Genomic DNA, 22,275 nt, shown 5'->3' with positions numbered 1-22,275 from the left:
GGATCACATCTGTTCTCCTTGTATGCGGCGGAGATGAAGGCGGGCGAGGCGAGCACCGGGACCGCTGCCACTGGCAAAGGTTTCGAGCACGTCTTCAACGCTGATATTGCCAGCCACGCGGTCATGGGGTGGCACGGCGTCAGTGCAGTCGAATCCATCGCATGGAGAAAAATCGCTCGCGATCATGACGAAGCTTGGGGCCGCTTCGATCTGGAAAGCGCGGAAGAGACGCGGATCAATGCCGAGCGTACCGGCTTCGTGACCATCGCTCCAGATCGCCGCGAGGCGCCGCTTAGAGGCTTTGCTGTCGCCTTGAGGGAAACCTCGAAGGACAGTGATGCCGCCTGCTTTTGTCATGTCTCGCACCAACGCTTTCAGCGAAGCTTCCGGCATGCCGAGCGATGCAAAGGCGATGAACTTGGGCGTGCCGCCAAGGCTCGCTACTTCCGCATCGGCCTGCGCGCGGATCATGCCATCCAGATCAAGCGGGCCTTGATCTGCCGCTGCCTGCGCCGTTGCGGCGTAGCTAGCGCGATTGTCCATTGCCTCTTGCTGTGTTTGGTTGGCTTCTTGCGCCAGAGCTTCGGCTTTGGACCGTACTGCGGTGGCGAGCGCTTCGGCGTCGTTCGTGTGTTCGCTTGCGCGCGCTCGGATTTCAGCAAGATCGAGTTCGGGTGAAGCATCCTGAGCTGATGCGACAGCTACAGTTGCAGCGATCGCAAGACTGGTGATGGCGAAAAGCGGGAAGCCATGTTTCATAGCGCGCAGCAATTCCTTTTGCGCCAGACGAGATATCCCATGTCTTCGCCAATGGCGGGGATCATCTGCCCGGGGGATTGAAAGGTGGTTGAGGCCCCGATGGGAGGGCAGGCGTAGCGGCCTTTGGTTACCGGATTAGGGTTGGTGGCTTGGAAGCGATATTGCTGCTTCCGCATCACAGGCATGAGGTATTTGCCGCAAAGCCCTTTGGAGCCCATCGTGCCCCATGAAACGAGCTGGCGGTGCAGCTTGTAAGCAAAGCGTGAAAGAACGAGCCGCGAGGCTTGCACATGGCCGATCGAGGCAGAGACATTGCCATTCATCGGATACATTGAACCCTGGCAGCCCGCGCACCAGAACATTTCATCAAGCGGAAGATTGGCGGTCGAAGCCGCGCAGTCGGCAGCGCAGGCGGCTAGTGCGAGCGGATTGGCGAAGAGCACCGCTTCAGGGTTGATGATCGCGGTAAGCTCGCTGTCCTGCCACAGCGGATCAATCTCGGAGATGTAGAGAATGTCGATTGAGCCGGGTTCGAGGCACAGGAAATCAGCAACGATCTCCATCCAATAGATAAGAGGATAGGCGTACCAGTGGACGTGCCAGCTTGAATAGTACTGGCTTGCTCCGCCAACCGCAGACGGTCCGGAAATCGAGCGAAAGCCGATATCGAAGCCGGGATCGAGCTTCATCCCGCCCAGATTGACGAAGCACCATGGCTTCATGCTGACATCAGCAAGCCGGACAGGCTCCCAGAAACCCATGGCGATGCCGGGCCGGATACCGCACAGGCAAACGGGCAGGTCGGGATTGTCGGGATCGGGCCGACTGCTAGGCCAGATTTCTAGCCCGCCCACCGAGATCGGGAACAGGCACGACCAACAAATATCGGTGATCGGATTGACGAATTGCCCGGTGCATTTGCCCGGCCCGGCATCGGCGGAAGCGGGCGAAGCGAAGGCCAGTGACAACGAGGCGATCACGAGAGCCAGGAAAGCGCGGAAACTGCTCATGGCCGCACCTTCCGCGTTGGCAAAGCGATCTCGCTTACCTCAAGTATGCGCCCTTGCTGACGCACTCGTGCTGGCACAGCTTTGATGTTGAACTTGGCCGTAAGTTTGCCGGCTTGATCGAAATAGAAGCGGCGCTGACGGGTTTTCATAAGTTCGAGAGGCGCGCCTTTGACCAAGATCAGCTTGGCCTTTGAGTCTTGCTCAAGCGCCCATCGGATCTGCGCTGGATCATCGCCATCGAGGAACAGAAGGTCAGCGCGCAGCTTCACACTATCAAGCGGATTGACCCGCGTACCGGCGGCATGGATCAGCGCGCCCTGGGCTCCGCGAATATCACTAGCGAGCGTGATGGTTGGATCGAAGATCCAATTGCGGCTTTCATGCGCGCGGATGAGACCGGGGACAGGATCGGGCCGATTGACCCGCGCAATCGTCCGCCGTTTCAATTCCTGATTGAGCCGCGCGGTCTCGCCCGACTTCTCCATTGCCACAAGGCGCGAGTGGATTTGTTCGAGCAGGTCGCGCTCGACAATCGGAAAGAGCGCGCCGCGCTGACCATAGTCGCGCGCTTGGGCCTGTGTAGGCAGGACGGCGAGAGAAAGTGCGATAAGAGGGAGTACGGCGCGCATCACAGGATCGCCCTCCCGCTGCCCATGATCTGCTTGGCGCAGACAAAGCCTATTTCCGCATAGCGGCTATCAAGCCCGCGCGGATGATCGGTTCCGGCGTAGAAACACCCTTCCGGGATCTCGCCTTGCGGCCCTTGCGTGAGCGCTATGCCGAGGCTGGTTCTGTCGAGACGCGTCGAAATGGGTTCGCCATTGATGAAGACTCGGTCGCCTTCATGGCTGACCATATCGCCGGGGATGCCCAGCACGCGCTTGCCGAACATTTGTGGCTCTTTGCCAAAATGACTTGCAACGAGGCGGCTCTTGGGAGGCTCAAAGAATATCAGGCTGTCACGCGTTATCTGCGCGTCTTTATCGAGCCAGAAGGCCCAATTGGGCAGGCTTGGGCTCGCATTGATGAGGAAGGCGTGGTTTTTGCTAAAGGCATCGAGTGGTGCCCAGGCGAGCGGCAAGAGGACGACCCCTAGGAGGAGCAGCGGGCGCTTGAAGCGAAGAGGCAGATTCATGGCCGTTCTCCCGCTTTGAGCTTTTCAGCGATGCGCGCTTCGAGCTCGGGTGTTGCGTCCTCGGCCGCGCCTGCGAGCACAGCTTCGGCAACCAGAATGACGCGCCCGTCGCGTCTCATATCGTCAACCGCGCTTTCCGCTGCTTTGAGGTAGGCAAGGCTTGCCTCCTGGACCGATGCCGGATCGGCATCGGCCCTTGCAGCCTCTTCAACAAATGTCCCGATCGTCTCGGCAAGCCGGACCGTGACAATGCGCTGGCTCGGCGGGGCTTGTGTGATCTCGCGTGTGATCCAAGCACCCCAAAGCACAGCGGCGATGGAAGCCGTCATGACAAGCGCTTTGAGAAGGAGCGCGCGCGTAGGGTTCGCTTCAGCCATGGGACACCTCGCCTTCATTGAGGCGGCGCTCAAGCCGACGCAGAAAACCTGGCATTCTAATAAGGGCAAGCGTCCCCGCGATTATAAGGAAGGCGATCTGCAAATCCGATGCAAAGAGCCGCCGGGCTATCGGCTCAGCGGTTCGGTAATGGTCAGCCAGATTCCCGAGCTGCGCAAACAGCGCGGTGAGATCCCAGCCTGCAAGAAGCAGAAAAACGAACAGCGGCAGGCCAAGCACCAGTAACAGAGTGCTGGCTGCGAAGATGACGCATTCGATCAGCACAAAGCAGCTGCCCTGAAACAGCGCGAGCCAATTGAACGAGCGCCTCGTGCGCTGTGCCCATTTCGTCATCGGCATTGGTGTGCGATCGACAAGCGTGTTGGTTTCGAGCGTCATTGGCTACCTCCTTCCAAGCCTGCGACCAAAGCAACCGCGCGCTCGAGCGGCATGCCGCTTTCGACATGGGCTTGGATGGCCGCATAGGTTTCAGGATCAGAGGAGAAGATCGTCGCTGAGAGCGGGTCGAGCACCAGCCTTCCGACCGCTTCTGTCTCCGGGCCCTTCACATAGATCTCGCTATATTCGGTGCCCGAGCGCTTGAGGCTGCGGATCAGCGTCTCGGTTCGGTCGTCCATATCGAGCCGCGCTTCCTTCCGGAAATCGGCGATCGTCTCGGGCTTTTGCTGGAGCACGAGCATCCAGTCGCTGTTTTCAAGCGCGGCGCGCGCGCCATCCGATTTGTAATAGTCATTGAGAGACTGGGTGGCGGTCGCGAGAGCGCCGCCATATTTGCGCGCTGTTCGAGCGTAAGTCTCTACAAACTCGCCCATCGACCCGCCTTTGAGCATGGCCCAGGCCTCGTCGATAAGGAGCAGCTTCTTGGTTGCCCTAGAGCTGCGTGTCATCGCCTGACCGGTCATGAACATGATGGCCGAGAGAACGACGCTCCTCAGTTCCTCGCGGCTCGCCAAATCGCTCATCTCAAAGACGGTGAAATCATCTTCGAGCGCAAAGCTGGCTTTGCCTGAGAAAAACCCGGCATAGCTCCCACCTTGGCAAAAGGGTGCAATCGCTGTCGCAAGCTCTTTGCCCGCTTGGTTCTCGCTTGAATGAAGCGCGTGGGCGACATCATCCACGGCCCCGCCGCTCCCAAGTGCATCCCATACATGGGTCACAGCCTGATCAATCAGCCCACGCTCGGTGTCCGATGGCGCCGTGCTTGGCCGCGCCATCTGGCCGATGATCGCTTTGATCATGGCAAAGCAATCGAGCCGGTAATCTTCGTCGATCTCAGCACGCGCATCATCGACCATCGAGAAGGGGTTGAGCGAAAATCCAGAGGCGAGCGTAAACTCGACAAAGCGACCGCCTTGCAGCTTTACTGAATGCTCAAAGCTGCGACCGTCATCAATCACCACAACCTTCGCGCCGGCACCGCGCAAAGCGGTGCAAAGTTCTTGCAGCAGCACCGACTTGCCCGAACCGGATTTACCGCAGATCGCGATGTTGTGATTGCCCGCATTGTTCTCGAAGGGCGACCAGAAAAAGGGTTGGCCGCGCCTTCCAAGCAGCAAGAGATGCGGGATTTCTCCGCCGAGATACTCGCCTTGCAGCGGCGCGATATTGGCAGCTGTCGTCGAGAGCATCGTCCGAAAGCGTTTGAGACGCGCCATGTCTTGGACAAGGCCGTCTGCAAGGCTCAGTGGGAACGCAGCGACCAGACCTTGCAGCTGCAGGAAGCGTTCGTCGGCCAAATCCCATCCGGCCGCTTTGTAGATTGCCTTGATTGTGCGCTCATGCGCATCGCCTTCGCCAAGCGGGGAGATGGTGGTGACACCGTAGAAGAGTTTGACCAGTTTCTTGCCCGCTTGAAGTTCGGCCTGAACGTGTTTCCATTCGGCCGATTGCTGGGAGAGATTGGGAAGAAAGCGCGCGCTTTTCGTTTCAGAAAGGCTGGTCGTACGCATGAATTTATAACCTGCGCGAGCGCTAGCTGCTTCCTGATCGGGATAGTGCAGGCACAGCATCGTGGCTGCAGGGCAAGGGAAGCGCAGTTTGTCGGTGAACATATCACCGATGAGGCGCGCACATTCCCACGGCGCCCAGCGTTCAGGTGTCGAACGCACGCCATAATGGCGAACGTCAAAGCGGTCGGGATAGCATTCGCCCATTTGCGGCACGCCATCGCGGCTTCGGCCGGTTTCGCGAAAGCGCTCGGTGCGAAGGATCAGCCGATCATCTTCGACTTCCAGTTCGATATCGCGTCGGATCGCTTGGGCATCGAGCGTGTCTTCGCGGTTCCAATGTGTAGTCTCAGGCTCGCGCGCCGTGGTGGGCGATGTGAGTTCATCGATCAGCGCCAAGAGCCCAGCGGGCTCAAGCGGGGTTGACGAAAGGCCCAGCGAATTGAGCATGCCCATCAGGCCCTTGAGGCATTCGCTAAGCTCTGCGTCGCTCACATTGCTTGGAACTGGCACGCCAAGCGAAATGATCAATCGTGTATGGCGGGCATGGAAAGGCGCGTGCTCGGAGCCAGATTGCCAGACAAGATCGTAAAGCCGGTCGGTGCGCGCTCTGGCTATCGCTTCATAGATGCCGCCTTGCTCGTAACGCGGAGCAAACCAGGGCGCGACAATCGAGCCGATGCGCGGGCTCGCGAAATTGAGCACTTGCAGGCATGCGCCCCGCGGCAGACTTTCAGAAAAGAACTGGCCCAGGATTTCGCCCGTGCGTTCGTCGGCACCGATCAGCGGGGTTACTTCAAGCGCAAAGCCTTTCGAGTGGGCGTTGCGATAAAGCCCAGCGCCTTCATCGAAGACGCGGTAGGGTAGCCAGTCCGACAGCATTTCAAGCGAAAAATGCGCCGCCGTTTGGTCGGCCTTTTTGGCATCGCCGAACAGGCCTGAAAGAAGCGCATCGCGCGCAGAGCTTAGTGAGAGGGTCATAGCGTCTCTCCATCATCTGGTGGCGATTGGGGCACCCGGCCTGGGGAGGGGGAAAGGCCGGGTGCCCCTGCGGACGGCGCTTTCGCGCCGGGCAGCTCCGGAGAAGTCTGGGAGGGGATAACCAGAACGTCCGGGAGCTGCTGCGGGGTAAAACTGGAAGGTGGAGCAATGGGTTGCTCTTGCTGTGTGCCTTGGCTGGCACGACCGAGCGCGCGAAGAACGTGGCCCGTTGAAAGAGGTGCTCGCCACTCCGAATGAGGCGGCTCGGGCAAAGGCACATGGACAACGCGCGCTTCGTGCTCACGTCCGCTGGCATCACGCCGCGCAGCGACTACAATACGCAGCTTGCGGTCGCTGCTTGGCGCTGTGACCTGAGTGACAGGTTGTTGAGGCAGGCTCGCCTTGGTCGCGGCATCATCAATCGCCGATGTGGGCGCGCAGCTGCCACCCGGCGCGCGGCAAGCGAAATCACCGCTCACATTGCTGCCCAAAGTTGCGCAGCCACTGATTGTGACAGCGAGCCCAGCAAAGATCGCAAGCTTGTAGGTGCGCCGGCTCATTGGTCTGCTCCGCCTTTGGCAAAACGGATCAGCGTTTGCGCATCGCGGTAGCCGTGAAGCACTGCACCATCTTTCGCGCGAACGATGACGGGCGTTCCGGAAAAGCCATTGGCTTTGGCAAAGGCCTCATTGGCATCTAGCGCCTCGCTTACATCGCAGCTCGAGGGTATTGGGTGTGTCTGCCCGGCATAAGCCTGATGCATCGCTTTGGCGGGATCACGCGCGCAGAGCACGCCTTCAGCCATCCGGCGGCTTGATGCGCCAAAGATCGAGATCGGGCGTTCTTCGATGAAAAGGCCTGTGTCTTTGAGGGTGCCGGTGAGCTGGCGGCAATAGCCGCATTGAAAGTCTGAAAAGACGATCAGCTTCTCACCCCCGGGATTGCCCCAGTGCACTGCGCCGTCTTTCGGAAGGCCAGCTGTATCGACTTTGGATTTCGCGGCTTTCGCTGAGTGGGCTTGATCCGCGCTATCAGCGCCTCCACCGGCGCGCGCGGCTCCTGCCGCCAGAAGATCGGGGTTGAGCTCGATCAGCCGAGTGGCTGTCACATCACGGCGTTTTTCAAGATCATAGAGCCGCCCGACAAAGAGATAGCGCGCGGCCTCATCGATATAAAACAGCGTGTCGCCTGAGACGACTTCGCACCAGGGCGCAAAGCTCTTGCAATCGAGCGTATCAATCGGTGTCTTGGGCAAGCGCAGCTTGAGCGCTTGGCTGACATCGCGTGCAATCGCGGCATGAGCCGGGATGGCAGTCACCATGGCGACACCGCTGGTGAGCACGGCAGCGGCACTCGCTGCTGCGATTGAGAAATGGATAGCCCGTGTCATCAGACCGGGGCGGAAATCATGAAAGTTCATTGAGAGGGGCTCCTGACATGGACGCCGTCGAGAAAAACGATCTCGACTTCGATGCCGGTCGGCATCTCGACAACGGGTTGATATTGTTCGGCACGTTCGATGAGATATTGGCTGACGGTGTCAGCGGCTTCGCCAGCACCCTGGCCAAACCCGCCCGCAAGAATGTCGGTGGGGGAAAGTGCGTCGCGCTGGCCATCCTCGCCGACACGGCCGGCAAAAATGCCATTGGCGTTGGCGGAAAAGCCCCGGCCAAACCCGCCGACAATTCCAGCGAGCAGCGCTTGACTTACAAGACTGCCCTCGCGGCTCACGACGCGGCCGCGAACGCCGGACTTACCAGCAAAGGCGATGAAGCCTTTGACCTCGCTTACCGCATAACGACCGCCTGGCTGCGCGCAGGTCATGCGCGCTAATTTGACATAGACTTTCTCAGCCGAGAGATCGCCGCGCGCCGCGCCATTGACGAGGCAACCGGTCAAATCGGTGGTGAGGAGGCGTTTGCCTTTGAGGACAGAGCGCGCCGGGCCAGTGATGCGCAGTACCACAGGGAGCGGATCGCTTTGACTGGTCACGCCCGTAGACGCATCAACCCCGACGATGACCGTCGCAGGCGCGTAGCTGTTAGGCGGAAGATAATCTCTGCTTGATTCCAAGAGCAGCGGCGGTGATCCGTCGCTCGCGGTGCTTGGCGCAGGTGCGGACGTCGCGCTTTCAAAGCTGAGCAGGCTTGCCTTGGGTTCGGTAAGCGGTGCCGGTTCCAATGCTGTTGGCTTGGAGCCAGGCTGAGGCGGAGCAATCGGCGCGGCAGGCGCCACAGGAGGATTGGCTCTCGCACTTTCGAGCTCCGAACGAAGGGCCGCATTTTCAGCTGAGATCGCATCGATTGCGGCTTGGCCATCGCTGAGCATGCGCGCGTTTTCGCCGCGCAGTGTATCGAGTTCCTGTTCGATCGAGCTTTTGGGAAGCTGGGTTTCTTGCAGGTCCTTGATCGCGCGGCCCTGCGCATCGAGCCGATTACCGTAGGTCGCCACAAATTCCCGCTGGGAAAGGTTGCGATTGACCAACCCGCCCGTATCGATGGTGGTCGCACCGCCATCCGCGCCATTTTCCGCTTCATCGCCGCTGAAAATGAACATCGACCCGCCGATGAGGGCTACTGAGCCGATCCCGGCGAGGAGCAGCTTTTGCCGTTTGGCGATTGCGCTATTGAGACCCGCTCTTTTGCTGTCGGGTGCTTTGGCTTTGCTCTCAGCCATCACTTCAGCCCTCCCTTGGCAAAGACAAGGAAGGCCCGCGTCGTCTCGCCGGGTGCGAGCGTTTCGCTGGCATAGGCAAAGGCGAGCGCGCCTGCGGGCCCATCGCGTTCGCTTGCAAGATCGATTGTCTCAGGTCCGAGATTGCGCAGGGTGAAGGCTTGGCCGGTTAGTTTCGCACCTTCATATTCTGCGACCTGTTGAACTTCGAGACCGCCTGTGCGGCGCGGGCGCGACAAAGCGGCGCGCGTCCGAAAACCGGGTAGCACCGCATCGCTCGCCATCGCTTCGATTAGACGGATCGCGGCTTCGTCTTCGGATGGTGCGGAGTTCAAGCCGTCGCCATCATCAGGTTTGGCTAGCGCTGGATTGGTGACGAAGAGCTGGCTCGCTTCTTCGCCTTCGACCTTACAGGCGAATTTGTAGACATGGCCCTTACTGCTGGTGGCAAAGAAGCTGACCCGTGCGCTCGCATATTGCCGCGGGACGGAGACATATATGTCGCCGCGCACTGGCTCATGCGTCACTTCAAAATCATTATAGGGATAGCCGCTTGCCATCTTTGAGACATTGGCAAAGCCGTCTTTGATCAGCGCAACCCGGGTGAGCGCACCGCGCGCGAGGACGCAATCAATCGTTGCCCCATCAGCGGCTTCGACAAACTGATCGGCATGCGCAGGGGAAGCCTGGATGAGCGAGACTGAAGCGAGCAGCACACCTGTAAGGGCTGTCGGCAGGGATCGGGTGGAGAAGCTCATTGGCTTTCCTCCTCTTGGGCAGGAAGTTGGCGGAAACCGGTGAGCCCAAGGCTGAGGCCGCGACGCTGCCAGATGAACTCAAAGCTGCGGGTCTGGCTGGCGATCACTTGCGCGCCGACAAAGGTCTTGAGCGTACCGCTGACGGTCGAAGTGAGTGCGTCAGGATCGACATGGATTTGTGCGATCACGAACGCCTGACTGATGTCCGAGCCGCGCTGCTCATCGACGATTTTGATAAGCTCAGCCTTCAGTTGTCCGCGCGCAGAAGGATCAGCCAGTTTGAGGATGCTCGCCATCCAATAATCGAGGCTTTCGGGCGCGCGATTGAGCAACATCAGAGCGGTGTCGCGGGTAACAAGCTCGAGATATGTCGCGTCGATCCCGCTACTCGAGAGCTCGACCCGTTCCGAGGTGATCGGCATCAGGATGAGCGCTTCATCGCGAGTTGCTGCGGTACCGACAGCGAGAACCGTGGAAAGGCCGAGCACGCCTGCCAGCGCCGCAAAGCGGTTGCGCTGTTTCAAATGGCGCTGCGCCTCTTCATAGGCGAATTCAGATTTCATTTGCTTCCTCCCTCAGCCGGCAAGCAGGCGGCAATGGGAGGGCGGCGTGGCTTTCAAGCCGAGGAAGCTTCCCGGCAAATACCAATAGGCAGCGTGCACCAGTTTCGAGCTTGCACCAGATCTTTTCGCTTTCCGAAGAGCGAACCAGGTTACGGCCGCGAGGCCAGTCCCGATGAGAATGTGCTGCGCTAGAATGCCCCAAGCAAACGGGATCAGCAGTCCCGCAAACTCATCGATTGTCCAAAAGCCAATCAGCTCCGGATCATCGAGTCTTTGAGGCACCAGGTATGTGTCGGCCATGCCGCCCTCCTTTCAGCGTAACCAGCGATCAGATGGTCGCGGTCACGACAGAGGTGACGATCGGCACACCGGTGCCAACGCCGATGCCAACGCCCACAGGCACAGCGACCTGACCAAGCGCGAAACGGCCTGAGGCCAGCGCGATGAGGCCACCGGCGAGGCTAAGGACAGTAATGATCTTACCGCCGGAGCCTTCAAGAAAGTCTGTGAACTTCTGCAGCGCGGGATCGAAGGTCGTATCAGCGCCGGCATAGGCCGCGCCGGCGCAGGCCAGGGCAACGGCCGCAGGCACGATATAATCGCGTGACCGAATGTTGCTTTTGGCCTTTGGGGGGAGAGTAAGGGTCTTGGTCATCGAGGAACTCCATTGGGAACAAGAAGCAGCGATGCGTTCGCTGTATGTTCTTCCTCGATTGAAAGACTGGGTGTAGGAAAAGCGAAACTGAGAGTTTGTCGGCCGCGCCAAGCAAAAAGCGACATTGAAAGGCTGCAGGGCCGGAATGTGCGTCGACCGGGCGTCGTATGGAGCGGTCCGCGCCATCTGGTGCGCCAGGCATGCCGCATTGTGCGCGTAACCTGCCGGAATCCGCGCGAATCATGAGAATTGACTGATTCGGCAATTCCTTGGTGTTCTATTTATGTTCTTTTATATTTCCTACACCCTTCCTAGATCGATAGCTCGATCCTGAAGCCACAGCTCAAGGAAGGAATCGGCAATGACCGACATGGTGCAATTCTCCGAAGAACAGACCCGCGCTGATCTCGGACGGCTACTGACAAGCGCGGTCGAAGCAAGCGGGCGCACACGCTGCGACATTGCGCGTGATGCGCAGATCCATAAAGATGCCTTGCGACGCGTTCTCAACGGTAAGCGTTCGGCGACATTGGGTGAAGCAGCTCGAATCCTCCAGGCCAGCGGCGTTAGCCCGCAGCAAGCTCTGTCGATGTTCTTGCTCACCGATGCCGATCAGTCGGCAGAATGGCAGGGAACCGAGATTGGTCGGTTTCTGGAAGACTTCCTGACCGCTCTGCCGATAGCCTTGGCCTGCGAGCTTGGGGGCCGGCTACAAGATGTAAGGCCCCGCTGGGCCAGAGGCACTGCGCACCGTGTTGCGCGGCTGCTGTCTGATCATATTGATGAGCTTGAGCGAAAGGATGTGTTGCTCGGAGATGTCTTTTCAGTGGCCGAAGGAAGTCATCATGGGTGAGCATTTAGGAAAAAGACTGGCCGAGCCGTGCCGCGTGACACGCCTCATTCGTCTTCCAGAAGTGATGAGCCGGGTCGGGCTTGGCCGTTCAACGATCTATCGCTGGATGAGTGAGGGTAGGTTCCCCAAGCCTGTGCAACTGGGTGGGCATGCCGTGGCTTGGTCTGAGGACGACCTCGACAAGTGGATCGCAGGTAAGCTCAACTAGCCTTTGCCTCGAGCTCGCGGTCATTCCAGTCCTGACCCAATTGCGGACGTTAGCTTAGAGCCCAAGGTCACCGCTGGGAATGCCTTTTAACAAATGTGAGAACGGCTTTACTTCAAAGCGGCTTCAAGCGCTCGTGCTTGTCAGTCTCGCATTCAGAGTGGTCATTGATCGCCGCCATGACCTGGCATCCGCCGACTTTACCGCCCCTGCAATTTTCGATCATGCGTTTCAGCTCGCGTTCCAGAGCCTCTAGCTGTGCCAGCCGCTTTTGAACTTCGGCAAGTTGCTTCTGAGCGATTGTGTCAACTGCCGAGCAGTCTTGGTCTGGTTCAGTCTGCAATCCAATCAAGTCTTTGATTGCGTCCATCGAAAAGCCGAGTTCGCGTGCATGCCTCACAAATGAGAGGCGTTCCACATCGACGCCGCCATAGAGCCTTTGCCCACTTGCGCTACGGTCTGGCGTGCCCATCAAGCCGATACTTTCGTAATATCGAATGGTGGTCACTTTGACCTTTGCCGCACTTGAAAGACGGCCAATTGTCATTGGTTTCATAGGAATGTGCTTTTCCCGCTTGCCTCTACAGTCGCTGTAGACAGTATCACTTGCATCGAATCATAAGCAAGCGAGTTGAAAAATGCCTAAAACCCGGATTTCAGAGCGATCGAAGAAACAGCAAAAACTGTATTTCCCGCCCCTGATGCAGTTCGCGTTCTATGGCCTTGCTGGCTATATTCTGGCGACAAACCTGCCCGCGCTTGCTTACGGATCAGTGCCTCTTTTTTGGCTATCGGTTCCCGTCATTGCGGCTGGAGCGCTGGTGCTTTTCTTTGCGGTTCGATCGTTTGGGAGGGCGAACACAACGGTAAATCCGATTACGCCTGAGCAAGCCGAGCAACTCGTTACAACAGGCCTCTATCGCTTTACCCGAAACCCGATGTATCTGGGTATGCTGCTCGTGCTCGTGGGTGGAGCCTTGGCCCTCCAAAACCTCGCAGCATTCAGCGGGCCAATTCTCTACGCCCTCTCTATCACGCTCATCCAGATAATCCCTGAAGAGCGAGTTCTGGAGCAGAATTTCGGAAGCGCATTTACAGCCTACCGCAACCAGACGCGGCGCTGGTTGTAGGAGTGCTGCACATGATTGACCTGCCTTCATGGGTCGCTTGGGGTTTGTTCGGATTAGCGGCCAGCTCGATTTGCGCGATAATCGGGCTCTCCATTTTTGCGGTCTTGAGCGGAAAGTTTCAGTTCTTCCCTCCCCCTTCAGGGGACAGTTGGCAGCACCGCACCTTCATGGCGCTGTTTCGCCTGTTCCTTTACCCATTGCTGGCCCTTTCCCTTCTCGACTTTGAGTTTGTGGCTCCCGCTGATGCCTTGCTCCAATATACTGTGGGCCTCGCACTGTTGGTTGTAGGCTTTGCTCTGGCATTCTGGATTACGTTCCAGATGGGCTGGCGCAATGCATTTGGCGAAAAGCACGGTCTGAAAACCACTGGTTGGTTCAGCATAAGCAGGAACCCTGTCTACGTTGCGACATGGGTTGGCATGATTGGTTGGGGCCTGCTCGCCAACACCTTGCTTGTCTGGATATTATTGACGCTCTGGGCGGCCATGTATTTGCTCGCTCCTATCTTCGAAGAGCCATGGCTGGAGCAGCAATACGGTCAGGACTATTTGGACTATAAACGCCAGACAAGGCGGTTCCTGTGATCAGCAATCTTCGTCGGATCTTGGGCAGCGTTTACCCTTCTTTTGCAGGATGCATTTTTCTCGCGCTCGGAATAGCAACTCTCATTCAGCCGGAAATCATGAGCTACTATGCGATTGGGCTCGACCACCCATCTGCCCGGGTGGCTATGCGCGCCATGATCGGAGGCGGCGAGATAGGTATCGGCGTTGTGCTGATCCTTGGGGGGCGCATCAACCTCTCTTCGCGTCAGCTTAGTCTGATTGCTGCCGCAGTTTTTATCTGCGTGGGATTAAGCAGAGTTGCGGCTGTTTTCATGGAGGGCGCTGACCTGCTTGCCGTCCAACCGCTGCGTGAAGCTCTCATCGAGATATTGCTTGGCGGCATGGGGCTATGGGCTGCGCGTGGATTGGAGAACGATCAACTATGAGCATTTTCAGCCATCCAAGTTCCATGATTGATATAAACTTGTATAAATCTTCACGTGTTTCTAAGATGTTCGCTGAAGTGACGCGCAAGACTTTGCCTTTTCTCGCGGTATTAGCGATCCTATTCAGCAGCGTGCTGTCCCTCCCGGACGTGCATGCCGGGGAAGGTGAAGGCTTCGCTCATGCAGCAGATCATATCTACGCGCATGGCGCGGACCATTTTGATGCAAATGATACGACGCCAGACCATGATGGACAGGATCATTCGGCAACGCACCATCACAATTGCAGTTTTAGTCTCGCTGACACCAGCGTGCTCCTGCGATCACCTTTCTGGAGTTCGGATAACCTGAGGGGCCCGCTTGCCACGTCATCGCTCGCCTCCCGTGCTCCCCCAGTCCTGATACAGCCTCCCAAAGCCTGACCGACAATCATTTGCGAGCTCGCTTTCGAGCGCGCTCGATTGGTTTCAGTCAGGAGATAAGAAATGCGGTGCATTGCACTGGCCGCGGCCTTGATTGCCGTGTGTACGGGTTTGCCGATATCGGCACAGGAAACAATTACCATCGATGAAGCGCTCGCCAGAGCGGGAGTTGACGGTCAAGAGGGTACAAGTTCGAACAGCAATCCGAGGGTCTACGGCCCGCAAGCGGAAGCAGAAGCCGCGCGTGCGGCTATCGACCAGGCGCGGCTTCGGCCTAACCCTTCGCTGTCGTTCGAGGTGGAAGATATTGCAGGTTCCGGTGCATTTTCCGGCCTGCGCTCCTCCGAATATACTCTGGCGATCGGCCAGCAGCTTGAACTCGGCGGCAAACGAAGGGCGCGCATCGCGAGCGCACAGGCATCAGCCGACTTCACCGGTCTGCAGAGCGACCTGGCCCTGTCGCAACTCGCGCTGGGCGTTCGTGAGCGATATGTCAAAGCGGTCGCCGCAGGCCAGCGCCTCGTCCTGGCGCACGAAATCGTCGAGCGGAACCGTGAGCTGGCCCGGATCGCCAATGTGCTTGTCGAGGTCGGGCGGGAGCCACCGCTGCGTGCCATGCGCGCCCGTGCAGCGCTTGCAGAAGCGGAAGCTGAGCTGCAGGCTGCACAAGCTGCCGATCTAGCGGCACGTCAGGCGCTCGCGGCTCTTTGGGTGTCCGGCCGGCCCAACCCGGTGGTATCGAACGTCTTTCCTGATTTAGCGCCGCCGCTCGCTCCGCTGGGTTCCGAAGATCCCTTGCAGCTGCGCATTGCGGATGCGCGAACCACCTTTGCTGAGGCCGAAATTGCGCGTGAACGCTCGCTCGGCGTTCCCGACCCCACGCTGTCGGCAGGCGTGCGCCGATTTCAGGAAAGCAACGATCAAGCCTTCATTGTCGGGATTTCCATTCCGCTGCCCTTCCGCAACCGTAACCAAGGCAACATCGCAGCCGCTGAAGCGCAATATCGCGCGGCAAGCGCGAGCGAAGCGATAGCCGAGGCGGACTACCGCGTGGAGTTCGAGCGGACGCGAACGCTGTATCTGGCCGCCGAAACGCGGGTGGAGACCCTTTCCAGCGCATCCCTGCCGCAGGCCGAGGAAGCACTCCGACTTGTCGAGATCGGATACCGCAATGGCCGGTTTCCGCTGATCGAAGTCCTAGCAGCTGCCGAAGCGCGCGACGCCATTCGTGAAAATCTGATTCAGGCAGAAGAGTCCCGCGGCCTGCTCGCGGCGCGGCTCATCTGGCTCACCGCACAGTGAGATCCCTTCCCATGAAACGTAACTATCTTATCGCAATAGTCGGCATCCTTGTTCTGGCGGCCGTATCTGCTTGGGCCTTCTGGCCGTCAGGGTCTGCCGACCACTCCGAAGAAGGACAGAGCGAAGAGGAAGGCGGAGCAAAAACCGAAGGTTCCGAAGGCGCTTTGCAAGTTAGCGAAGAGCAAATCGCGGCTTCCTCCATCGAAATCGAAGCTGTTCAGTTTGGTGCTGTTACAGAGATCGTATTCCCCGCAACTGTCGCAGCCGCGCCCAACGCCAGCGCGCGAATTGATGCACGTGCCTCGGGGGTCGTGCGGAGCGTGAACAAGATGCTTGGCGATTATGTCAGGCAGGGGGAAGCGATCGCGCGGATCGAGAGCGCTGATGCTGCCGGACTGGCTGCGCAGGTCGCCGCCGCGCGTGCGCGGGTAAATGAACTTTCTGCACTCTATGACCGGGAAAAACGGCTGTTCGAGGCCAATGTGACGGCTCGGCAGGATCTCGAAGCTGCGCAGGCGAATCTGCAGGTGGCAAGGTCCGAACTTTCCCGCGCGCAAGCCGCATCCGCAGCTGCTGGTGTCAGCGGAGATGGACGGTCGCTCGCTGTGACGAGCCCGATTTCAGGGCAGATCACCAGCGCGCCGATCGTGCTGGGCTCCTACGTCTCAGCCGGTGAAGAGATGTTCCAGATCGTGAACGCGAGCGGCTTGCAAGTGCAGGTTGCTCTGCCCGCCAGCGATGCCGTGAGAATTAGGCCCGGCGACGAGGCAACGCTCGAATTCGGAGAGGAGCGGGAGATCGGCGGACGTGTGCGCTCGATAACCCCCGCGCTCGATCCGGAAAGCCGAAGCGCCACCGCTATTATTTCCCTTGCGAATGCAGTGCCCGGATTACAGCCAGGCGCATTCTTGCAGGCGCGTATTCGGCCTTCCGGAGAGACCGATGCGACTGCCATCTCGGTGCCTGAGGCAGCCGTTCAGATGGTCGAAGGGCGCGAAGTCGTGTTCGTTCGCACCCAGACTGGCTTTCGGGCGACGCCTGTCGTGACGGGATCGCGCTCGGGAGGGCGCATCGTGATTGTGTCAGGATTGCAGAATGGCCAGCGGATCGCGACCGAAAACGCCTTCCTGCTCAAAGCCGAACTCGGAAAAGAGGAAGCCGAACATGGACATTGATCGTTCTGAAAGCGGCTTCGAAAAAGAGCGCAACAACAATGGCGGCCTGATTGGCGGCGTCCTTGATTGGTCGGTGCGCAATCGCTGGGCGGTCGTGGCCCTTGCCCTAGGTGTAGCCATCTGGGGCGCCTTCAATCTTGCGAAACTGCCGATCGATGCGGTGCCGGACATCACAAATGTTCAGGTGCAGATCAACACCGAAGCACCGGCGCTTTCACCCTCACAGATCGAAACGCAGGTAACCTTCCCTGTCGAGACGGGCCTCGCCGGGATCGAGGGACTGGAGATGACCCGCTCGATCTCGCGCAACGGCTTCAGTCAGGTTTCGGCGATTTTCGAAGAGGGCACCGACATCTACTTTGCGCGCTCGCAGGTTGAAGAACGGCTTGCCACGCTCGCCTCTTCGCTTCCTGCAGGCGCGGAGCCGTCGATGGGGCCAATTGCGACCGGCCTTGGCGAAGTCTTGATGTATACCATCGAATTCGAGCATCCGGGTGGAACGGATGCGCCAAAAGGCGGCGCCATTGGCTGGCAAAATGACGGCAGCTTTGTCACCGACCGGGGCGAGCGATTGGACACGGAGGTGGCGAGAGCCGCCTATCTGCGCACGGTGCAGGACTGGGTGGTTGCGCCGCTGATGCGATCAGCCGACGGTGTCGCAGGCGTCGACTCGATCGGCGGCTTTGAAAAGCAATATCTGGTGCAGCCCGACCCGGATCGTCTGGGCGGCTACGGTGTTTCACTCGACCAGTTGATTACTGCGCTCGAAGTGGCAAACCAGGCGGAAGGCGCGAACTTCGTCGAACGTGCCGGCGAAGCGCTCTTGGCCCGTGTCGATTCCCGGCTGAATTCGGTAGAAGACATCGAGCAGGCGGTGGTGACGACCCGCGAAGGCGTGCCGATCCGCGTAGGCGATGTTGCCACAGTCGAGATTGGCGGTGACCTTCGCACAGGGGCTGCCTCGCTCAACGGCGATGAAGCGGTCGTCGGAACTGTCCTGATGCGAGCGGGCGAGAACAGCCGAACCGTTGCCGCTGGCGCAGCCGACAGGCTTGAGGAAGTTCGTGCATCGCTGCCTGCCGGAGTGGTGGCTGAGATTGTCTACAACCGATCCACTTTGGTCGATGCGACCATCGCTACGGTTCGCAACAATCTGGTCGAAGGCGCCTTGCTCGTTATCGTCGTGCTGTTCCTGCTGCTCGGAAACATACGCGCTGCTATCATTGCCGCTCTGGTCATTCCTTTGTCGATGCTGATGGCAGCAATCGGGATGAACCGGCTCGGCGTATCGGGCAACCTGATGAGCCTTGGCGCGCTCGATTTCGGCCTGATCGTCGATGGCGCTGTCATCATCGTCGAAAACAGCATCGCCCGCCTCGCCCATAGGCAGGAGCTTGAAGGACGCTTGCTGACGCTGCGTGAACGCCTCGCGGAGACCCGCGCAGCCGCGCATGAGATGATCAAGCCGACCGTTTACGGTCAGGCGATCATCTTTCTGGTCTTTGCGCCTCTTCTCACCTTCACCGGTGTGGAAGGCAAAACCTTTACGCCCATGGCCATCACCGTCATGCTTGCCTTGGCTTCGGCTTTCATCCTGTCACTGACATTTGTCCCTGCGATGATCGCTCTCTTATTGAACAAGAAAATCAACGAGAAAGAAGTGAAGCCAATTCGCGTGGCAAAGGAACGTTATGGTCCGCTGCTGCGCAAAACCCTGGCCCGTCCATGGCCGGTCATCGGCACCGGTGTCGGCGTATTTGCACTTGCAGCGCTGGTCTTCAGCTTCATTGGCAGCGAATTCACGCCGCAACTCGACGAGCGTGATCTGGCAGTGCAGTCATTGCGCATCCCGTCCACCCCACTGGAGCAGTCGCTCGCCATGCAGCGCCAGGTCGAGACGCGCCTCACACAATTCCCGCAGGTCGAGCTGGTGTTTTCGCGCACCGGCACGGCAGAGGTCGCAACCGATCCCATGCCGCCAAACATCTCGGATGCCTATGTGATCCTCAAACCGCGAGAAGAATGGCCCGATCCCTCGCTGTCCAAGGATGAACTCGTACGCGAGATGGAGGAGGCGCTGGGCGGCCTTGTCGGCAATCTCTATGAGTTCAGCCAGCCCATCGAGCTGCGCTTCAACGAGCTCATTGCAGGCGTTCGCGGCGATGTGGCGGTCAAGCTGTACGGAGATGATCTGACCGCCATGACTTCCGCTGCAAACGAAGTCGCCGCCGTGCTGCGCGGCGTCGAAGGCGCGGCCGACGTCAAGGTGCAGCAGGTTTCTGGTTTCCCAACACTCGATATCGCCTTCGATCGGCCAACGATCGCGCGCTACGGGCTAAGCGTCGAGGATGTGACCCAGTCCGTTGCCATCGCGCTTGGCGGTCGCAACGCCGGCCTCGTGTTCGAAGGCGACCGCCGGTTCGATGTCGTCGTCAGATTGTCAGATGCCAATCGCAACGATTTCGACCAGCTCGGCACCTTGCCGATTGTCCTCCCGAATGGCGGGAGTATTCCGCTTAGAGCCGTGGCCCAATTCGAGGTCATCGATGGGCTGGCCGAGGTCCGCCGCGAACAGGGACGAAGACTGGTCATCGTATCCGCCAATGTGCGGGAGCGTGATCTTGGCTCATTTGTCGAGCAGGCCCAGTCCGAAGTGGCCACAAACGTTGAACTGCCATCCGCGTCGTTCATCGAATGGGGCGGGCAGTATCAGAACCTTCAGCAAGCGCAGCAACGTCTACTGATCGTGGTTCCGCTCGCCTTTGCGGTCATCCTGCTACTGCTCTACATGGCAGTCGGCGGATGGGTCTCGGCGCTAGCGGTGTTCAGCGCGATTCCGATGGCACTGGCTGGCGGTGTCTTCTTCCTGGCCCTGAGAGGCATGCCATTCTCGATCTCGGCAGCCGTGGGCTTCATTGCTCTATCTGGCGTCGCCACCTTGAATGGTCTCGTCATGATAACCGCGATCAAGCAGCGGCTCGAAAAGGGTTTGGAGCTTGGTGAAGCGATAGTCGAAGGCGCAATTGCCCGCCTCCGCCCGGTTCTGATGACGGCGCTCGTCGCCTCGCTTGGTTTCGTGCCGATGGCGCTTGCGACAGGAACTGGGGCCGAAGTGCAGCGTCCGCTCGCCACGGTTGTGATCGGCGGATTGATAACGGCGACGGGGCTCACGCTGTTCGTGCTGCCTACCATTGTGAGCCTGATATTCGCGGAGAAATCCGAGCAGGCCAAGGGTCACGGAGAAATGCCATGAGCGGCGATCATAAATTCGAGCTTGATAGTGCTGAAAAGCGGCGAACTCTGTGGATTGTCCTGTGGCTCAATGCCGCGTTGGCCGTCGGTTTCTTGTTCGTCGGATATTTTGCCGATTCTAACGCGCTACTCGCCAATGGTCTCGACAATGCATCTGATGCTCTTGTCTATATCCTGAGCCTTTTCGCACTTAGCCGTTCTCGAGTGTGGAAGCGCAACGCGGCTCGCCTTTCAGGTGGCTTGCTCCTGTTGTTTGCCGCTGGCGTTATTGCCGATGCAATACGTCGCTTTCTGGAGGGCTCCGACCCTGGCGGCATCGAGATGATGGCCATGGCTGCGATCGCAGCCGTAGTGAACCTCATCTGCCTCCGCCTGCTTCAAAACCTCCAGCAGAAGGACGTCAATCTGCGCGCAGCGACGACTTTTAGCTTCAACGATTTTGTCTCCAATGGCGGGATCATTGTCGCAGGCCTGGTCGTTATGCTTTCCGGCGCGAACTGGCCAGATCTATTGGTCGGCATCGCTGTTGCTGGAATTGCCATTTATGGCGGGATCGATATCCTGCGCGATGCGCACAAGGACCAGCACGATGAAGAAGGCACGACGCACAATTAGGGCAAGAGCCAATTGCCGGCGGGCTTATGCAGGCTCTCACCTCAGACTCTTATGCAAACTGTGGCTTTGCCAGCATCCAAATCGCCATACCGATCATGAACAGGTTTTCGGTCAGCGAAACAAAGCCGAGCGGCACGTTGCTGTCCCCACCGACGCACGCGCATTTAAGTTCACGCTTGTCGATGTAGACCGCCTTGAACACGCTCGCCGCTCCAATTGTGCCGATGAAAAGCGCTACCGGAATCGAAATGATGTTTAGCACGTGCGCAGTCATCAGCACCCCGGCAAGCCCCTCGGCGAAGGGGTAGATGTACCCGTAGGGCACCCACCGTCTTGCGAGCAGGTCATAATTCAGGAACATGGTCGAGAAGCTCTCTACGTCGCGCAGTTTGAGATAAGCGAGGCCGCACATCGAGAAGCTTACGAACCACTCGGCAGAAAGGATTGAGATAGGCTGCCCATTGGCAACCCAGGCCGCTGCAAAGGCCATAAGAGCCATCATACCAAACAGCACAACGACAGGTCGATAGGTAACCCCGTCCTTCTCGACCGCATTCCCGAAATGGGCCGCGAGATCAGTGTATCCGCCTATGCGCTTGTCGCCGATCCAGGCTTGCGGTGTAGTTTTGACACTGTGCTCGTCCTTGAAAGCATCGGTTTCTTCACGCGTCGTAAGATGATGATCTTCGACCCTGTAGCCTTTGCGCTCAAGCAACCACTTGGCCTTCAGTCCTGACGGACAAAGATGATCGGGCATCACCATGCGATAGAGTTTTGCTGTTTTCATTTGAGTCATCTCTGATTGCCTCGACAAAGTATTAGTGTTGCTGGGATAGATGCCCTGGCCCGTGGGACAGTTCCGCTCCCCAATACCCTTGCAGGACCACGGCGATCGCAGCGATTGACAGACCTGTACGTAGGGTTCTTCGCGCATGGTCAGGCGGTCTCGCTGCGAGTAGCGCAAGACCAATAGACAATACGGCCAGTCCCGTTCCAACCCACCTGTGCTGTTGCATCAGGGCTTCTCCTCCCATCCACATGTCAGTGTGTATCCAGCCAAAGAGAGCTGCAGTGACTGTTCCAGCGGCAGCGAAATAGAGGATGATGCGGACGGTCTGTTCCAAACCGGAGTTGGGGCGAAGGATCAGCAAGGCCTCAACCGCAGCAGCCAACAAAAGCAGCGCAATCGGGAAGTGAACTGTGGCCGGGTGCAGCATACGCAGCGTCTCGAGAGACGAACCGACCTCATCAGCAAGTTCGATCTCGCCCCCTGCTGCGTCCGCTTTCTTGGCAGCTGGCTCATCTCCTACCGCTTGCGCAACAGGCTTTTGCGCCGCCGCAGCGGTGCCATGTTGCTCATCGCCATGCGCCCAAACAGGCACACTTGTGAAAGCCGAAAACATCGCAATGCACAAAATCATCATTCTGGCGATAATTGTCATAAGTGCCTTCAC

The 22,275-nt window shown here is 58.8% G+C and carries 27 protein-coding genes; 10 read left to right on the top strand and 17 right to left on the bottom strand.

Annotated elements, in window-relative coordinates; translation table 11 throughout:
* Window positions 1-3 precede the first annotated feature (3 nt).
* From trbC to AC0V6N_RS08760, 14 genes are read right to left on the bottom strand one after another with little or no spacing between them, the layout of a single operon-like run.
* The gene (gene trbC / locus AC0V6N_RS08825; protein ID WP_486171198.1) at window positions 4-759 is read right to left on the bottom strand and encodes a type-F conjugative transfer system pilin assembly protein TrbC; all 756 of its coding nucleotides are present in this window, start codon (window positions 757-759) and stop codon (window positions 4-6) included.
* Window positions 756-1,769: a conjugal transfer pilus assembly protein TraU gene (gene traU, locus AC0V6N_RS08820; RefSeq protein WP_486171197.1), complete on the bottom strand. Its 1,014-nt coding sequence runs from the start codon at window positions 1,767-1,769 to the stop codon at window positions 756-758. Before traU ends, trbC begins: the two co-directional genes overlap by 4 nt.
* Window positions 1,766-2,398, bottom strand: a complete 633-nt coding sequence (traW, locus tag AC0V6N_RS08815; protein ID WP_486171196.1) for a type-F conjugative transfer system protein TraW — start codon at window positions 2,396-2,398, stop codon at window positions 1,766-1,768. Before traW ends, traU begins: the two co-directional genes overlap by 4 nt.
* A complete protein-coding gene (locus AC0V6N_RS08810; RefSeq protein ID WP_486171195.1) occupies window positions 2,398-2,904 on the bottom strand; it encodes a S26 family signal peptidase in 507 nt (168 codons plus the stop codon). The genes traW and AC0V6N_RS08810 overlap by 1 nt, the downstream gene beginning before the upstream one ends.
* Window positions 2,901-3,281, bottom strand: a complete 381-nt coding sequence (locus tag AC0V6N_RS08805) for a TrbI F-type domain-containing protein (RefSeq protein ID WP_486171194.1) — start codon at window positions 3,279-3,281, stop codon at window positions 2,901-2,903. The genes AC0V6N_RS08810 and AC0V6N_RS08805 overlap by 4 nt, the downstream gene beginning before the upstream one ends.
* Window positions 3,274-3,678, bottom strand: coding sequence for a hypothetical protein (locus AC0V6N_RS08800; RefSeq protein ID WP_486171193.1), 405 nt, complete (start codon window positions 3,676-3,678; stop codon window positions 3,274-3,276). Before AC0V6N_RS08800 ends, AC0V6N_RS08805 begins: the two co-directional genes overlap by 8 nt.
* The gene (traC, locus tag AC0V6N_RS08795; protein WP_486171192.1) at window positions 3,675-6,227 is read right to left on the bottom strand and encodes a type IV secretion system protein TraC; all 2,553 of its coding nucleotides are present in this window, start codon (window positions 6,225-6,227) and stop codon (window positions 3,675-3,677) included. Before traC ends, AC0V6N_RS08800 begins: the two co-directional genes overlap by 4 nt.
* Window positions 6,224-6,787, bottom strand: coding sequence for a hypothetical protein (locus tag AC0V6N_RS08790; protein WP_486171191.1), 564 nt, complete (start codon window positions 6,785-6,787; stop codon window positions 6,224-6,226). Before AC0V6N_RS08790 ends, traC begins: the two co-directional genes overlap by 4 nt.
* A complete protein-coding gene (locus AC0V6N_RS08785; protein WP_486171190.1) occupies window positions 6,784-7,647 on the bottom strand; it encodes a DsbC family protein in 864 nt (287 codons plus the stop codon). The genes AC0V6N_RS08790 and AC0V6N_RS08785 overlap by 4 nt, the downstream gene beginning before the upstream one ends.
* Window positions 7,644-8,903: a TraB/VirB10 family protein gene (locus AC0V6N_RS08780; protein ID WP_486171189.1), complete on the bottom strand. Its 1,260-nt coding sequence runs from the start codon at window positions 8,901-8,903 to the stop codon at window positions 7,644-7,646. Before AC0V6N_RS08780 ends, AC0V6N_RS08785 begins: the two co-directional genes overlap by 4 nt.
* Window positions 8,903-9,658, bottom strand: coding sequence for a type-F conjugative transfer system secretin TraK (locus AC0V6N_RS08775; protein WP_486171188.1), 756 nt, complete (start codon window positions 9,656-9,658; stop codon window positions 8,903-8,905). Before AC0V6N_RS08775 ends, AC0V6N_RS08780 begins: the two co-directional genes overlap by 1 nt.
* Window positions 9,655-10,221: a type IV conjugative transfer system protein TraE gene (locus AC0V6N_RS08770; RefSeq protein ID WP_486171187.1), complete on the bottom strand. Its 567-nt coding sequence runs from the start codon at window positions 10,219-10,221 to the stop codon at window positions 9,655-9,657. Before AC0V6N_RS08770 ends, AC0V6N_RS08775 begins: the two co-directional genes overlap by 4 nt.
* A 12-nt stretch (window positions 10,222-10,233) precedes the next feature.
* A complete protein-coding gene (traL, locus tag AC0V6N_RS08765) occupies window positions 10,234-10,521 on the bottom strand; it encodes a type IV conjugative transfer system protein TraL (RefSeq protein WP_298300501.1) in 288 nt (95 codons plus the stop codon).
* Between the two features lie 28 nt (window positions 10,522-10,549).
* Complete coding sequence (locus tag AC0V6N_RS08760; RefSeq protein WP_486171186.1) at window positions 10,550-10,876, bottom strand: hypothetical protein; 327 nt, start codon at window positions 10,874-10,876, stop codon at window positions 10,550-10,552.
* 361 nt (window positions 10,877-11,237) lie between these two features.
* Between AC0V6N_RS08760 and AC0V6N_RS08755 the strand changes: the two genes are divergently transcribed.
* Window positions 11,238-11,729, top strand: a complete 492-nt coding sequence (locus AC0V6N_RS08755) for a helix-turn-helix domain-containing protein (protein ID WP_486171185.1) — start codon at window positions 11,238-11,240, stop codon at window positions 11,727-11,729.
* A complete protein-coding gene (locus AC0V6N_RS08750; RefSeq protein WP_486171184.1) occupies window positions 11,722-11,937 on the top strand; it encodes a helix-turn-helix transcriptional regulator in 216 nt (71 codons plus the stop codon). The genes AC0V6N_RS08755 and AC0V6N_RS08750 overlap by 8 nt, the downstream gene beginning before the upstream one ends.
* Window positions 11,938-12,049: 112 nt before the next feature.
* Here the strand turns inward: AC0V6N_RS08750 and AC0V6N_RS08745 are convergent, their stop codons facing one another.
* A complete protein-coding gene (locus tag AC0V6N_RS08745) occupies window positions 12,050-12,490 on the bottom strand; it encodes a MerR family transcriptional regulator (RefSeq protein ID WP_298336093.1) in 441 nt (146 codons plus the stop codon).
* A gap of 82 nt (window positions 12,491-12,572) precedes the next feature.
* Here AC0V6N_RS08745 and AC0V6N_RS08740 point away from each other — a divergent pair, with 82 nt between their 5' ends.
* From AC0V6N_RS08740 to AC0V6N_RS08705, 8 genes are all read left to right on the top strand, one after another.
* Window positions 12,573-13,064, top strand: a complete 492-nt coding sequence (locus AC0V6N_RS08740) for a methyltransferase family protein (RefSeq protein WP_486171183.1) — start codon at window positions 12,573-12,575, stop codon at window positions 13,062-13,064.
* An 11-nt stretch (window positions 13,065-13,075) separates the two neighbouring features.
* Window positions 13,076-13,648: a methyltransferase family protein gene (locus AC0V6N_RS08735; protein ID WP_486171182.1), complete on the top strand. Its 573-nt coding sequence runs from the start codon at window positions 13,076-13,078 to the stop codon at window positions 13,646-13,648.
* Window positions 13,645-14,055 (top strand): DUF4345 family protein, encoded by a 411-nt coding sequence (locus tag AC0V6N_RS08730; protein WP_298336099.1) that lies wholly within the window; start codon window positions 13,645-13,647, stop codon window positions 14,053-14,055. Before AC0V6N_RS08735 ends, AC0V6N_RS08730 begins: the two co-directional genes overlap by 4 nt.
* The gene (locus tag AC0V6N_RS08725; RefSeq protein WP_486171181.1) at window positions 14,052-14,477 is read left to right on the top strand and encodes a hypothetical protein; all 426 of its coding nucleotides are present in this window, start codon (window positions 14,052-14,054) and stop codon (window positions 14,475-14,477) included. The genes AC0V6N_RS08730 and AC0V6N_RS08725 overlap by 4 nt, the downstream gene beginning before the upstream one ends.
* Before the next feature lie 63 nt (window positions 14,478-14,540).
* Window positions 14,541-15,779: a TolC family protein gene (locus AC0V6N_RS08720; protein WP_486171180.1), complete on the top strand. Its 1,239-nt coding sequence runs from the start codon at window positions 14,541-14,543 to the stop codon at window positions 15,777-15,779.
* Between the two features lie 11 nt (window positions 15,780-15,790).
* Complete coding sequence (locus AC0V6N_RS08715; RefSeq protein ID WP_486171179.1) at window positions 15,791-16,954, top strand: efflux RND transporter periplasmic adaptor subunit; 1,164 nt, start codon at window positions 15,791-15,793, stop codon at window positions 16,952-16,954.
* A gap of 46 nt (window positions 16,955-17,000) precedes the next feature.
* The gene (locus tag AC0V6N_RS08710; protein ID WP_486172454.1) at window positions 17,001-20,207 is read left to right on the top strand and encodes an efflux RND transporter permease subunit; all 3,207 of its coding nucleotides are present in this window, start codon (window positions 17,001-17,003) and stop codon (window positions 20,205-20,207) included.
* Entirely contained in the window at window positions 20,204-20,821 is a 618-nt protein-coding gene (locus AC0V6N_RS08705) for a cation diffusion facilitator family transporter (RefSeq protein ID WP_486171178.1), read from the top strand. Before AC0V6N_RS08710 ends, AC0V6N_RS08705 begins: the two co-directional genes overlap by 4 nt.
* Window positions 20,822-20,870: 49 nt before the next feature.
* Here AC0V6N_RS08705 and AC0V6N_RS08700 read toward each other — a convergent pair whose 3' ends face one another.
* Both AC0V6N_RS08700 and AC0V6N_RS08695 read right to left on the bottom strand, forming a co-directional pair.
* Window positions 20,871-21,617 carry a MauE/DoxX family redox-associated membrane protein gene (locus AC0V6N_RS08700; protein WP_486171177.1) on the bottom strand — a complete coding sequence of 249 codons (747 nt, stop codon included), beginning with the start codon at window positions 21,615-21,617 and terminating at the stop codon, window positions 20,871-20,873.
* Window positions 21,618-21,639: 22 nt separating this feature from the next.
* The gene (locus AC0V6N_RS08695; protein WP_486171176.1) at window positions 21,640-22,263 is read right to left on the bottom strand and encodes a DUF2231 domain-containing protein; all 624 of its coding nucleotides are present in this window, start codon (window positions 22,261-22,263) and stop codon (window positions 21,640-21,642) included.
* Window positions 22,264-22,275 lie beyond the last annotated feature (12 nt).

This window comes from Erythrobacter sp. S57(2025) (genome assembly GCF_057365055.1).
The sequence above is the reverse complement of the archived record's forward strand: the minus strand, read 5'-3'. Positions and strand labels throughout refer to the sequence as shown.

What these genes read in the sequence shown, in the direction of transcription:
- trbC (WP_486171198.1), bottom strand. Translation starts at nt 759, where the DNA reads ATGAAACATGGCTTCCCGCTTTTCGCCATCACCAGTCTTGCGATCGCT.
- traU (WP_486171197.1), bottom strand. Translation starts at nt 1,769, where the DNA reads ATGAGCAGTTTCCGCGCTTTCCTGGCTCTCGTGATCGCCTCGTTGTCA.
- traW (WP_486171196.1), bottom strand. Translation starts at nt 2,398, where the DNA reads ATGCGCGCCGTACTCCCTCTTATCGCACTTTCTCTCGCCGTCCTGCCT.
- AC0V6N_RS08810 (WP_486171195.1), bottom strand. Translation starts at nt 2,904, where the DNA reads ATGAATCTGCCTCTTCGCTTCAAGCGCCCGCTGCTCCTCCTAGGGGTC.
- AC0V6N_RS08805 (WP_486171194.1), bottom strand. Translation starts at nt 3,281, where the DNA reads ATGGCTGAAGCGAACCCTACGCGCGCGCTCCTTCTCAAAGCGCTTGTC.
- AC0V6N_RS08800 (WP_486171193.1), bottom strand. Translation starts at nt 3,678, where the DNA reads ATGACGCTCGAAACCAACACGCTTGTCGATCGCACACCAATGCCGATG.
- traC (WP_486171192.1), bottom strand. Translation starts at nt 6,227, where the DNA reads ATGACCCTCTCACTAAGCTCTGCGCGCGATGCGCTTCTTTCAGGCCTG.
- AC0V6N_RS08790 (WP_486171191.1), bottom strand. Translation starts at nt 6,787, where the DNA reads ATGAGCCGGCGCACCTACAAGCTTGCGATCTTTGCTGGGCTCGCTGTC.
- AC0V6N_RS08785 (WP_486171190.1), bottom strand. Translation starts at nt 7,647, where the DNA reads ATGAACTTTCATGATTTCCGCCCCGGTCTGATGACACGGGCTATCCAT.
- AC0V6N_RS08780 (WP_486171189.1), bottom strand. Translation starts at nt 8,903, where the DNA reads ATGGCTGAGAGCAAAGCCAAAGCACCCGACAGCAAAAGAGCGGGTCTC.
- AC0V6N_RS08775 (WP_486171188.1), bottom strand. Translation starts at nt 9,658, where the DNA reads ATGAGCTTCTCCACCCGATCCCTGCCGACAGCCCTTACAGGTGTGCTG.
- AC0V6N_RS08770 (WP_486171187.1), bottom strand. Translation starts at nt 10,221, where the DNA reads ATGAAATCTGAATTCGCCTATGAAGAGGCGCAGCGCCATTTGAAACAG.
- traL (WP_298300501.1), bottom strand. Translation starts at nt 10,521, where the DNA reads ATGGCCGACACATACCTGGTGCCTCAAAGACTCGATGATCCGGAGCTG.
- AC0V6N_RS08760 (WP_486171186.1), bottom strand. Translation starts at nt 10,876, where the DNA reads ATGACCAAGACCCTTACTCTCCCCCCAAAGGCCAAAAGCAACATTCGG.
- AC0V6N_RS08755 (WP_486171185.1), top strand. Translation starts at nt 11,238, where the DNA reads ATGACCGACATGGTGCAATTCTCCGAAGAACAGACCCGCGCTGATCTC.
- AC0V6N_RS08750 (WP_486171184.1), top strand. Translation starts at nt 11,722, where the DNA reads ATGGGTGAGCATTTAGGAAAAAGACTGGCCGAGCCGTGCCGCGTGACA.
- AC0V6N_RS08745 (WP_298336093.1), bottom strand. Translation starts at nt 12,490, where the DNA reads ATGAAACCAATGACAATTGGCCGTCTTTCAAGTGCGGCAAAGGTCAAA.
- AC0V6N_RS08740 (WP_486171183.1), top strand. Translation starts at nt 12,573, where the DNA reads ATGCCTAAAACCCGGATTTCAGAGCGATCGAAGAAACAGCAAAAACTG.
- AC0V6N_RS08735 (WP_486171182.1), top strand. Translation starts at nt 13,076, where the DNA reads ATGATTGACCTGCCTTCATGGGTCGCTTGGGGTTTGTTCGGATTAGCG.
- AC0V6N_RS08725 (WP_486171181.1), top strand. Translation starts at nt 14,052, where the DNA reads ATGAGCATTTTCAGCCATCCAAGTTCCATGATTGATATAAACTTGTAT.
- AC0V6N_RS08720 (WP_486171180.1), top strand. Translation starts at nt 14,541, where the DNA reads ATGCGGTGCATTGCACTGGCCGCGGCCTTGATTGCCGTGTGTACGGGT.
- AC0V6N_RS08715 (WP_486171179.1), top strand. Translation starts at nt 15,791, where the DNA reads ATGAAACGTAACTATCTTATCGCAATAGTCGGCATCCTTGTTCTGGCG.
- AC0V6N_RS08705 (WP_486171178.1), top strand. Translation starts at nt 20,204, where the DNA reads ATGAGCGGCGATCATAAATTCGAGCTTGATAGTGCTGAAAAGCGGCGA.
- AC0V6N_RS08700 (WP_486171177.1), bottom strand. Translation starts at nt 21,617, where the DNA reads ATGACTCAAATGAAAACAGCAAAACTCTATCGCATGGTGATGCCCGAT.
- AC0V6N_RS08695 (WP_486171176.1), bottom strand. Translation starts at nt 22,263, where the DNA reads ATGACAATTATCGCCAGAATGATGATTTTGTGCATTGCGATGTTTTCG.